This is a genomic window from Pseudomonas sp. Ga0074129, assembly GCA_001465025.1.
Taxonomy (GTDB): Bacteria; Pseudomonadota; Gammaproteobacteria; order Pseudomonadales; family Pseudomonadaceae; genus Aquipseudomonas.
This window is the reverse complement of the sequence record LNDO01000072.1, coordinates 90,761-99,716: the sequence shown is the minus strand read 5'-3', so window position 1 is coordinate 99,716 and position 8,956 is coordinate 90,761. Positions and strand designations below refer to the sequence as shown.

At 57.7% G+C, this 8,956-nt stretch carries 6 protein-coding genes; 3 read left to right on the top strand and 3 right to left on the bottom strand.

The genetic code is table 11. The features are described from left to right. The first annotated feature begins 224 nt into the window (after positions 1-224). The 3 genes from AUK77_RS08590 to AUK77_RS08580 are packed head-to-tail and all read left to right on the top strand — an operon-like array spanning position 225 to position 3,790. Complete coding sequence (locus AUK77_RS08590) at positions 225-884, top strand: paraquat-inducible protein A (RefSeq protein ID WP_296128296.1); 660 nt, start codon at positions 225-227, stop codon at positions 882-884. Continuing rightward, complete coding sequence (locus AUK77_RS08585) at positions 871-1,494, top strand: paraquat-inducible protein A (RefSeq protein ID WP_296128293.1); 624 nt, start codon at positions 871-873, stop codon at positions 1,492-1,494. The genes AUK77_RS08590 and AUK77_RS08585 overlap by 14 nt, the downstream gene beginning before the upstream one ends. Beyond that, the gene (locus AUK77_RS08580; protein WP_296128290.1) at positions 1,487-3,790 is read left to right on the top strand and encodes an MlaD family protein; all 2,304 of its coding nucleotides are present in this window, start codon (positions 1,487-1,489) and stop codon (positions 3,788-3,790) included. Before AUK77_RS08585 ends, AUK77_RS08580 begins: the two co-directional genes overlap by 8 nt. Positions 3,791-3,922: 132 nt before the next feature. Here AUK77_RS08580 and mksF read toward each other — a convergent pair whose 3' ends face one another. From mksF to mksB, 3 genes are read right to left on the bottom strand one after another with little or no spacing between them, the layout of a single operon-like run. After that, positions 3,923-6,757: an Mks condensin complex protein MksF gene (gene mksF, locus AUK77_RS08575; RefSeq protein WP_296128287.1), complete on the bottom strand. Its 2,835-nt coding sequence runs from the start codon at positions 6,755-6,757 to the stop codon at positions 3,923-3,925. Beyond that, a complete protein-coding gene (gene mksE, locus AUK77_RS08570) occupies positions 6,754-7,449 on the bottom strand; it encodes an Mks condensin complex protein MksE (RefSeq protein WP_296128285.1) in 696 nt (231 codons plus the stop codon). Before mksE ends, mksF begins: the two co-directional genes overlap by 4 nt. Next, positions 7,446-8,696 carry an Mks condensin complex protein MksB gene (mksB, locus tag AUK77_RS08565; RefSeq protein WP_296128282.1) on the bottom strand — a complete coding sequence of 417 codons (1,251 nt, stop codon included), beginning with the start codon at positions 8,694-8,696 and terminating at the stop codon, positions 7,446-7,448. The genes mksE and mksB overlap by 4 nt, the downstream gene beginning before the upstream one ends. Positions 8,697-8,956: the final 260 nt, after the last annotated feature.

Below are 8,956 nucleotides of genomic sequence, written 5' to 3'. Positions count from 1 at the left end.
TAGTGAAACGATGCATCGCCGATGGTAGTGTGGGGTTTCCCCATGTGAGAGTAGGTCATCGTCAAGCACCTATACCAAAACCCCCGATCGTGAAAACGATCGGGGGTTTTACTTTATGCCGCGTAAAACTTTCCGAGCGCAGGACAGCACCTGACCTATCATCGATAGGCAATCTAGGTTGTCGTGGCTATGATGCCCGAGCCTACTAACCCAGAGTTCTTCAAATGGTCGAGCCGGCATCCTCAGACAATCTTCCAGCGCTTGAGCTCGATCGATTAATTGCATGCCATGAGTGCGACTTGTTGCTGCGTAAGCCCTTAACCAGCGCAGGCGAGAAGGTTGAATGTCCGCGCTGCGGTTATGAGCTATACACCCATAGATCTCAGGTTGTTCGTCGTAGTTTGGCGTTGGTAATTACTGCATTGCTGTTGTATCTGCCGGCTAATTTCTTACCCATCATGCAACTCAATCTTCTTGGTCAAGTCACCGAAGATACCGTGTGGAGCGGCGTGCTCGGACTGTATAGCAGCGGTATGCAGAGCATTGCTGTTGTTGTATTTCTGTGCAGCATGGCTATGCCTTTGCTCAAATTGCTTTGTCAGTTTGCCGTGTTGTTGAGTATTCGTTTGGATATAGGCCGTAGTTATGGCCTATTGCTTTACCGGATTTATCACCATATGCGCGAGTGGGGGATGCTGGAGGTTTACCTCATGGGCATCTTGGTGGCTATTGTGAAGTTAGTTGATTTGGCTGACCTGAGTATCGGTCTAGGCTTGTTTTGTTTTATTGCGCTATTGCTGGTTCAAGTCTGGCTTGAGGTGACGATGTCGCCGCATCAAATCTGGGAAGCCCTGTCAGGAGAGGATAAGCATGCGTGCGATTGATGCGGGTTTGCTTATTTGCCATGAGTGCCATCAACTCAATCCACACAAGCCGGACGAAGAAAAGCAGTTCTGCGTTCGTTGCGGTGGCCATTTGCATGCGCGCCGTCCTAACAGTTTGGCGCGGACGTGGGCTTTATTGATTTCGGCCGCACTGCTTTATATACCCGCCAATTTACTGCCGATCATGACTGTTAATTCGCTGGGTAAAGGACAGTCAGATACCATCATGTCGGGTGTTATTGAGTTGGTTAACTACGGTATGTTGCCGATTGCCGCGGTGGTATTTATCGCGAGCATTCTTGTGCCGACCTTCAAGCTTGTGGGCATTGCCTTGCTGTTGTATTCGGTACAACGCCATCAGCCGATGTCTGCCCGGCAACGGGTATTGATGTACCGCTTTATTGAATGGATCGGACGCTGGTCGATGTTGGATATCTTCGTTATCGCCATTCTAGTTGCGGTGGTCAATTTCGGCAGTTTGGCCAGTATTGTGCCTGGCTATGGCGCGACCGCTTTTGCCAGCGTTGTCGTGCTGACCATGCTGGCAGCGCTAACCTTCGATCCTCGCTTAATCTGGGACAACACCAAATCGGATGACGACCATGAATGATGTGCCCTTGGCTAAAACGCGGCCTGCTTCTAACTGGTCCGCTATTTGGGTGTTGCCACTGATCGCATTGCTGATCGGGGGGTGGTTGGGTTGGCGTGCTTACAACGAAGCCGGAATCGAGATTCAGGTTACTTTCGAAACGGGTGAGGGTTTGCAGGCAGGTAAAACCGAAGTGATTTACAAGGGTATGCCAATCGGCAAGTTGACTGCGCTTGAGTTAGACAGCACGGGGGATCAGAGCCGCGTACGTGCCACCGTGGAAATGGATAAACGTGTTGAAGGCCATTTGCTTAGCAATACGCGCTTCTGGCTGGTTAAACCCAGTGTTTCACTGGCGGGTATAACTGGTTTGGAAACCCTTGTTTCAGGTAATTACATTGCCGTTAGTCCAGGGGACGGTGAATCTACACGGAAGTTCACGGCGTTGAATCAACCGCCGCCAATGGCTGACAGCGTACCGGGCTTACACCTGACGCTGAAGGCGGATCGCCTTGGTTCGCTCAACCGTGATAGCCCTGTGTTCTATAAACAGATTCAGGTTGGCCGGGTTAAGAGTTATGCCTTGCTTGAAGAACAGAATCAGGTTGAGGTCAATGTCTACATCCAACCGCAATTTGCCTCTTTAGTGCGCAAACACACACGTTTTTGGAATGCCAGTGGCGTCTCCATTGATGCAGGGCTTAGCGGTGTGAAGGTGCGCACCGAGTCGCTGGCCAGTATTGTGGCTGGTGGTATTGCGTTTGCGACACCTGAGCATCGTAAAGACAGCCCTCCTACCGATCCTTCGTTACCTTTCCGGCTGTATGAAGATTTTGATGCTGCTCAGGCCGGCATCCGCGTGAATCTGAGCCTTCAGGAATTTGATGGTCTGGAGCCTGGCCGCACGCCTGTGATCTATAAGGGCATACAGGTTGGTCATATGAAGACCTTCAAAGTTGATGATGATTTAAGTGGTGCGCGGGTTGAGTTGATGCTGGACCCACGTACAGAAGACTACCTCGTTGAGGGCACTGACTTTTGGGTGGTTAAGCCGTCAATTTCCCTGGCAGGGATTACCGGGCTCGAAGCCTTGGTAAAGGGCAATTACATTGCCATTCGCCCCGGCGAGAAAGGTGCCGCGCCACAGCGTGATTTCGTTGCTAGAGCCAAGGCTCCACCTTTGGATATGTCTGCACCGGGGCTGCACGTGGTCTTGTTCAGTGATTCCCGTGGCTCGCTGGAAGTTGGTAGTCCGGTACTGTTCAAACAGGTCAAGGTGGGCACGGTGCAGAGTTATCAACTCTCACGGGATAATGAACAGGTGGCTTTTGGTGTGCATATCGAACCTGAGTTCTCGCACTTGGTTAATACCAGCACACGTTTCTGGAATGCCAGCGGAGTTACGTTAAAGGGTGGTCTGTCGGGGATTGAGGTTAAGAGTGAGTCGCTGCAAACGCTGATGGCCGGTGGCATTGCTTTTGAAACACCGGATGCCAAAGCGCCTAAAGGTGATCAACGTGTGCTGCGTTTCAACTTGCACAGCAGTCAGGACAGCGCGCTCGAAAAAGGCGTAGCCCTGACCATACGTGTGCCACGTGGCGATGGCTTGAACCCCGGTACGTCGATTCGTTACAAAGGACTGGAGGTGGGTAAAGTCGAGCGTGTTGAACTGACGCCTGACTTACAGGCGGTGATGCTGTATGCACGGGTGACCCAGGCGACGCAGCAAATCGCACGTGCCGGCACGCAGTTTTGGGTGGTCAAACCCGAGGTTAGCCTGACCCGTGCGGCCAATTTGGAAACCTTGGTGAGTGGCCAATACCTTGAAGTTTTGCCAGCCACTAAAGCGGGTAACCGTCAGGTTAACTTTGTTGCGCTGGCTGCGGCCCCAACCGATAACGCGCGTGAAGAAGGCCTGCGTTTGGTATTGAGTGCTGCGCGGCGTGGCTCGATCAAGCCGGGTGTAGTGGTCAGTTACCGCGAGGTGCCGGTCGGTAAGGTCACGGACTTTGAGCTTGGCCCCACCTCCGACCGTGTGCTGATTCATATCTTGATTGAGCCGCGTTATGCGCCGCTCGTGCGCACGGGAAGCCGCTTCTGGAATGCCAGTGGCATTGGCGTGGATGCCGGGTTGTTCAGTGGCGTAAAGGTGCGTACGGAGTCGCTTGAAGCGTTGCTGGAAGGTGGTATTGCTTTCGCATCACCAGATAACGCGCAAATGGGCGGCCCGGCGCAAGCTGGGCAAACCTTTGTGTTGAATGATGAACTCAAGGAAGAGTGGTTACGCTGGGCACCGAAGATTGCACTGAAGAAATAACCGACAAGGGCCGCAATTGCGGCCCTTGTGATTTGTGGTGTCCTGGCGTGCATCCGATTGGTGGGTTACGCGGCGTCTGGATTGTCCGTTGCATCAACGATAGATGCCTGCGCCGCTAACCCACCCTTCGTTTTAGGCGGTTTCGGCTGTTGCGCTCGCCTGTTCACCTTTGCTCTTGGCGCTGTCGCGACGCTGGATATATTTCCAATCCGCTTCATCGATATAGATGCCATTCGGCCCGCTGCCGCCTTCCAGGTCGATAGCCACATGGGCTGAGACCTGCGGTTTTACCGACGCCAGAATTGGTACGAAGCCCAATTGCAGACTGGTTTCGATCAGCGCTTGTTGGTTCTTCTCGTCGATATCCGCCGCTTCGTCCAAGTAGTAAGGCAAACGCACTTTGCCGGCCTGGTCACGGTCCATCAGGTGCAGCAACAGATACATGTTGGTCAGCGCCTTGATGGTCATGGTGGTGCCGTTGGAGGCTGCGCCATCGATGTCGGTATGGATCACCGGCTGGCCGTGCACCTTGGTGATCTCGAAGGCCAACTCGAACAGATCCTTCAAACCCAGCTGGTTATGGTTGGCGGCCACTAGGCGCGACAGATAGTCCTTGGCTTCCTCGTTCTTGCTGTCTTGCTCGCTGCTTTGCTGCAGGTCGAACACCGAGAGAGTTTCGCCTTCTTCGTACTGACCGGCGCTATGGATGATCTGGTCGATGTGTTTAAGCGCGTCTTTATTCGGCGCGAGGACGATGCGGAAGCTTTCCAGGTTGGACACCTGACGCTTGTTGATCTCGCGGTTGAACAGCGCCAGTTGGTGTTCCAGGTTGTCATAGTCGCTGCGGATGTTGCGCAGAGTACGGGCGATGTCAGTGACCGCCGCGCGGCGCGCCTTGGCCAGGGTGATGGCTTCGTCCTGGCGGTGGGCGTAGGCGTTGACCAGCAGGTGCAGACGGCGCTCAACGTCGTCTTCGCTGTCGTACTTGGCCACACCTTTGAGGCGCACCTGGGCGTACAGCGCCTCGATCTGCCCGTCGACACGCTGCAAGCCTTGCCAGGCGTCCTGGTAGTCGTTGAGCAGTGGCAGCAGGTTATCCAGCGAGTCGTCCACCGGGTCGGTAAACGGCGTGCCGAACGGCAGGTTGGCCGGTAGCAGTTGGCGACGGCGCAGGGCATCTTCCAGGGTTCGTTCCTTGGCCTCCAAATCGGCGAGCTGACGGCCGACCAATTGCAGCTTGGCGGAGAGTTGCTGCACGCGCTCGGTGAAGGCATCGGCGGTGCGCTTGAGTTCGTCCTGGGCGGCCTCCAGTTGCGCCAGCTGCTCCAGTTTCTGTGGCTCTTCAACCGTCAGTGTCTGGCTCTTGCGGAAATCTTCCAGGGCTTTTTGCGCATCCAGCACGGCCTTGTAGAACTGCTCGGCCTGGGCCTTGCTCGCCGCGCGGTCGGCCGCTACGGCCTGTTGGGTTTTCAGCTGTTTGTATTCGCGGTCGAGGCGGTCTTTCTGGTCACGCAGGGCTGCGCGGTCGGCCAGCGCTTGCAGGGCTGGCGGTTCGATATGGCTGAGGTCGATGCTCAGGCCCGGCACTTCAAAGTGCTCACCTTTAAAGCCGTCGAGAATGGCTTCGAGGGATTTGACCCAAGCGTCGCCCTCGGCGATCTGAATGCCTTTCTCACCCAGCGGCAGGCTGAATAACTGGCCGTTAAACAGGCGCATCAGGCGATCGACGTCCTGCTGGCTGAACTCTTCGCGCAGGCGTGAGTAGCTGTTGTTGTCGGCGTGTTCGAGTTGCTGCTTGACCGACTTTAAGCGCTTCTCCAAGTCGCGCAGGCGCTCATCCAAGTCTTCTGCGGAGAACTGCCGTGACTGCGCCAGTGCGCCGGCCAGTTCGTCGTGGGCATCTTTGGCGACCAGCAACTGTTCTTCCAGCACCTTGGCGTCGGTGACCAGGGCGAAACGATTTTTCAGCACCGATAACTCGCCGAGCCAGCGCTGGATTTCGCTAATCTCGCGCTCCATACGCATCAGTTCCTGGGTGCCGCCGCGCTGCTCGTGCTGCAAGCCGTCCTGCTCGCCACGGTAGTGCTCGGCCTGGATCACCAGTTCCTCGCGGCGTGCGCCAGCGTAGTCCTGCCAGGTGCCGAGCAGCGAGTCGAGCAGCGGCGAGAGGCGATGCAGCTTACCGCGCAGCAGTTCGCGCTGAGCCACGCCAGCGGCCAGCGCTTCAATCAGCGGGCCTGCGGTGACGAGAGCTTGGTAGTCCTGTTCCATGCGCCGCACATCGCGGAAGGCTTCTTCGGTGGCGGCGATGTAGTCGACGCTGCCCGAGCGCAGGCTGTGCTCGAAGGCATCGAGGAACAACTGCTTGAGCTTGGCAGCAGTGATCTCGCGCATGTGCAGCAGGTTGATAAATAGCGCGCGGAAGGTTTTCAGGCTCTGCTCGCTGGTCGAGCGCAGCGGGATCAAGGTCAGGTCCAGCGGAATCGAGGTGTGCCCGCCGACCAGCAGGCGGCGCAGCTCTTCCGGCTTAAGCTCGTAGGCTTTGATGCCCTCACGCTCCAGCGCGTTGAACAGCTCGCGTTGACGCAGGCAGGTGCCGTTCTTCTGGTAGTGCTCCAGATCCAGGGTGCCTTGGTAGGCGAAGAACTGATGGCCGAAACCGCCGCCCGGGCCGCGACCGGCCACGCCGATTACATGCGGGCCGTGGGGCAGGGCAACTTCGACGAGGATGTAGCTGGTGTCGCTGGCGAAGTAGAACTTACGCGACTGCTCCAGGCTGTACTTGCCGAAGCTCATGTCCGACATGCGTGCCAGAATCGGGAACTGCAGGGCGTTGATCGAGGCGGATTTACCGAGGTTGTTGGCCCCGTAAACCGACAGCGGGTTTTCCAGCGGGAACAGGCCGAGGCTGTAGCCGGCTGTATTCAATAGGGCGAAGCGGCGGATGCCGAAGCGTTCCTGGCTCATGCGTCCATCTCCTGGGCGTTACGTTCTTCAGCCATGGCGCGGGCCAGGGCGTCTTCTTCGGATTCGTCGGCATCGTTCTCAGCGAGGCTGATGATCTCGTCTTCGGCCTCTTCATCTTGCAGCACCGGTGTTGGCAGCGGCAGGCTGCTGTGCAGGGTGGCTGCTAGGTCACGGTCTTGCTGCACCGAGAGGCACACATCGAGGAAACGGTGCATCGGCGCGAGGAAGCGGTAGATGCCGTTGTCTTCGCTGGCAAAACCGAGCTGTGTCAGGCGGCGCATGACTTTTTCTTCCAGCTCTTCGACGCTGGTAACTTCGGCTTGCAGAAACAGGTCGCGGTATTTCTCCAGCAGCGCTGGCAGTTCGTCGCGCCCCAGGCTGCCGCCGTCGAGCACAGCCAGCGGGTCGCGGCCCTGGTCGGCCAAGTGTTCGACCAAAATGAAGGTGAATAGCGCCAGGCGTTGCGCAGTTTTGTTCACCTGCGCGCCCATTTGCTCGGGCACAAAATAGTAGAAGCCACGGCTGTCGCACGTCAGTTCATAACCGAGCGCCTTGAACAGGGCGCGGTACTGATCCTGCTGGCCGGCCAGCTGGCTGTAGAGCTCAGGGTTGCTGCGGCTGATGTGGTAACCCTTGAACAGCTCGCGGAAGATCGGTGCGAGCTGGGTCAGTTCTTTCAGGTCGATATTCATAGGGCGGAGGTCCCGGCCGGCTTGATCAGGGCAAAGGAGCTCAGGCTGACCTGATGCTCACGGGTGAGGTAGTCGCGGCGCTCCAGGCGCTCGCGCTGGAAGCGGCCATCGCGCGACAAGCGCGAGAACCAGTAGAGCAATTCGTCAGTGGCGCCTTCGGGCTCTTGTTCCAGCAGCCAGACCATCAGGTCCGGCAGCGGCAGGGCCTGCTCGCAGCGTTCGATCATCTCCCGCGCCGTGCGTGGCGCGCGTGGTGCTTCGCCTTTGCGGCTGCTGTGCGCTTTTGGGAATTGCGCCGGTTTGGGCTCGAAGCGGGCCAGGGCGTAGACATAGGCCTCGACCTGCGATGCGGTGCCGAGAAAGGTGCTTTGCGGGCGGCTGAACAGCGGCAGTGAGGCTTGTGGCACGGCGTCCAGGCCCTTTTTGCGAATGGCCGACAGGGCGAGTGCTGCGCCACGGGTCACGGCATTATGCCGGCGTGCTTCTTCGCGCAGTGGTAAGAGCAGCTCGCGGGCGCGGCGCAGGGTCAGCTGGGCGGTGGTTTGCATTTCCAGAATACGCGCATGGGTGCGCAGCAGCAGGTCGTCATCCACCAGTTGGCCGAGGCGCTGCTGCTCGCTTAGCAGGCGCAGCAGCACGTGTTCGACGCGATACACGCCTTGCTCGAAGGCACCGTCGGCCGCCACCAACTGGATCATCGGCTCGACGTATTCGTCCCAGGTGGCCAGCACTTCGGCGTAGCGCTGACGCAGCGGAATCTGCCGGTCGCTGGTCTTGGCTCGGTCGGCCACGGCCACCAACGCTTGTTCGTCGTTGGCCAGCTTCTTCAGCACGTCGCGTACGCGCATATCGAGCAGACGCAGTTGACGTGCCAGGTCGGAGGCGTCGCGCACCTCGAAAGCGTCCTTGATATAGCCGGCCAAGCGCTCCAGATGGCGCAGGTAGGCTTCGATCTCCAGGCACAGGCCCAGGCGGTGTTCGCGGCGCAGGTAGGCGAGGAAATCGTGAATTTGTGCGTTCAGCTCGAAACGGTTGGGGCTCTTGGCCACCGGTACCAGGATATCCAGGCGAATCCACTGGTCGAGCAGGGCGGTGATGTCGGTGGGGCTGCCATCCGGCAGCTGCGCAGCGAGCTGATTACGCAGTTCCACCAGGCTCAGGGTGCCGGTATCGAAGCGTTCGCACAGCGGCTCCAGTAACGTCCAGTGTTCAGCAAGGGCGCGCAGTACGCGCTTGGGATCAATCATCGGGGCATCCGCTCCGCGGGCATTTCGCAAAAAACGCCGATTGTACTGCAAGGCGCGGCCAAGGCTTGAGTGCCAGTCATCTTCTTTGCCTGTGTGCGGGTCAGTGACAACCCAAGTGTGGCAATGGGTAACAGCCTGCGCAGAGCCAGAACAGGGGGCGCGGGTCTTTAGGTGTTTTTCTCGACTATGGGTCGGCCACTTGTGACGCGATGCTTTTTATAGTGCTAATCAAGGCATAGCGTCTGATGGACTCTGCCATT

Excerpts from the sequence above, each read along its gene's own strand:
- AUK77_RS08590 (WP_296128296.1), top strand. The coding sequence starts at position 225 with ATGGTCGAGCCGGCATCCTCAGACAATCTTCCAGCGCTTGAGCTCGAT.
- AUK77_RS08585 (WP_296128293.1), top strand. The coding sequence starts at position 871 with ATGCGTGCGATTGATGCGGGTTTGCTTATTTGCCATGAGTGCCATCAA.
- AUK77_RS08580 (WP_296128290.1), top strand. The coding sequence starts at position 1,487 with ATGAATGATGTGCCCTTGGCTAAAACGCGGCCTGCTTCTAACTGGTCC.
- mksF (WP_296128287.1), bottom strand. The coding sequence starts at position 6,757 with ATGAGCCAGGAACGCTTCGGCATCCGCCGCTTCGCCCTATTGAATACA.
- mksE (WP_296128285.1), bottom strand. The coding sequence starts at position 7,449 with ATGAATATCGACCTGAAAGAACTGACCCAGCTCGCACCGATCTTCCGC.
- mksB (WP_296128282.1), bottom strand. The coding sequence starts at position 8,696 with ATGATTGATCCCAAGCGCGTACTGCGCGCCCTTGCTGAACACTGGACG.